General features: G+C 47.8%; 2 protein-coding genes. Both read right to left on the bottom strand.

Features of this window, described 5'->3' with window-relative positions; genetic code table 11:
- Positions 1-145 precede the first annotated feature (145 nt).
- Positions 146-598 carry a hypothetical protein gene (locus HCU62_RS11520; RefSeq protein WP_163299798.1) on the bottom strand — a complete coding sequence of 151 codons (453 nt, stop codon included), beginning with the start codon at positions 596-598 and terminating at the stop codon, positions 146-148.
- Positions 589-1476, bottom strand: coding sequence for an RHS repeat-associated core domain-containing protein (locus HCU62_RS11525; RefSeq protein ID WP_343066739.1), 888 nt, complete (start codon positions 1474-1476; stop codon positions 589-591). The genes HCU62_RS11520 and HCU62_RS11525 overlap by 10 nt, the downstream gene beginning before the upstream one ends.
- Positions 1477-1483: the final 7 nt, after the last annotated feature.

The following is a 1483-nucleotide window of genomic DNA, read 5'->3' on the forward strand; positions in this document are numbered from 1 at the left end:
GGGCGGCTTGAAATCTTGCAAATCATATAGCACAAAAATAGTATTTTTGCCAACTATTTCTATTGGATAAATGGATTTTCAGGATCGACTAAATAGGGATGATGTCCCCGGAATTACTGGGGCTCCCATTAAATGGAAATCGTCTTCAAGCGCGATTCCGCGCGCCATCCAGTGAAGATAAAAAATCCTTAACAGCTTTTTGGCTAAACGGTTTGATATTAATCACAATGGGCTTTCTTCCTGATGATTGGTTTGGTTCAATTACTAATCGTGAAGTCGGATTGAACCGGTCGGCAAAGGAAAAACACCCAATCATAATATTTACCTTGCTGATTTCTTCAACAGGCAGAGAAGCTTTACCTCCAAACAAACTGCGGTATACCACAGTGTCATGAGTCAAGGTTAGCTCAAATGAAGCTAACCATAAAATACAACCAAACAGACCAGCCAAGCATATTGTTATTCCGCGCCAATCAACCCGCCCATTAACAAAAAAGGCGACAGTCCAAATTGCAAGCGGCACGCCCCATATTGCTATAAAGATAATGTACGAAGAGGTGGCGGCCCTTAAATGTGTTTTCGACTCTGCTACTGACATTGGCAATTATTTTCGGATGACATAAAGTCAGATGTGGCAGCTCCTGCTACGGCAGCAGCACCAGCACCGGGGACAAGGCTAGTATCAACTCCTCTACCAACAAGCATCTTAATGCCTGTGCCCTGTTGTATATTTGAAATTTGTCCACGAGCAAACTTTGATGTTATTTGTTTAAAGATGGAGTTGAAATTACCTCTTCCTGCGGTAATCCCTGGTATCCTCACACCAGGAATAAATCCAGTCAGACTTCCAATCCCAGTATCAAAAGCGAGACTCGCAGAATCAAAACCACATTGTTTGCCAGAAACATTTTTCAGCCCTTGTTTAGATAAATTTGTGACAGCGCCGCCAATAGCTCCCGCTCCAACAGGCCCTGTGTATAACAATGCTTCACCTCCCGCAGCTCCTCCAAGAGCAGCTCCTGCGTAATCCTCCCAGCCACTCAATTTACCACCTATTAAATCGCCTATACCTTGACCCGCTAAACCAACCACTGCACCACCAGCCGTAAAAATTAAATCGTCAATGCCAGCATACAACCCATAAGGATCAACCTCTACAGTTGGGCGGTTATTGGCATAAACAAACGGATACAAATTCAACCCACCAGCCAGTCCAATCGGGTCAGGAGTTATATACCTACCGGTCTCAGAATCGTAGTACCGATTCCAGTTATAATGTAGCCCAGTTTCCTCATCGTAATATTGGCCCGGAAAGACCAGGGCCTGGCGCACCCGGCCCCCGTGCCGGCGGCGGGCGCCGAAGGCCGCGTAGTCGTACCGCACCGCCTGTCTCCCCTCCGCGTCCGTGAGCGCCAGCGGCGTCCCCAGACCGTCCAGGTGGTAGAAGTACGCCCGGCCCCCCTGCTCCAGGGCCAGGGGCTCA

It is taken from the genome of Dissulfurirhabdus thermomarina (assembly GCF_012979235.1).
Classification (GTDB): domain Bacteria; phylum Desulfobacterota; class Dissulfuribacteria; order Dissulfuribacterales; family Dissulfurirhabdaceae; genus Dissulfurirhabdus; species Dissulfurirhabdus thermomarina.

Excerpts from the sequence above, each read along its gene's own strand:
- HCU62_RS11520 (WP_163299798.1), bottom strand. The coding sequence starts at position 598 with ATGTCAGTAGCAGAGTCGAAAACACATTTAAGGGCCGCCACCTCTTCG.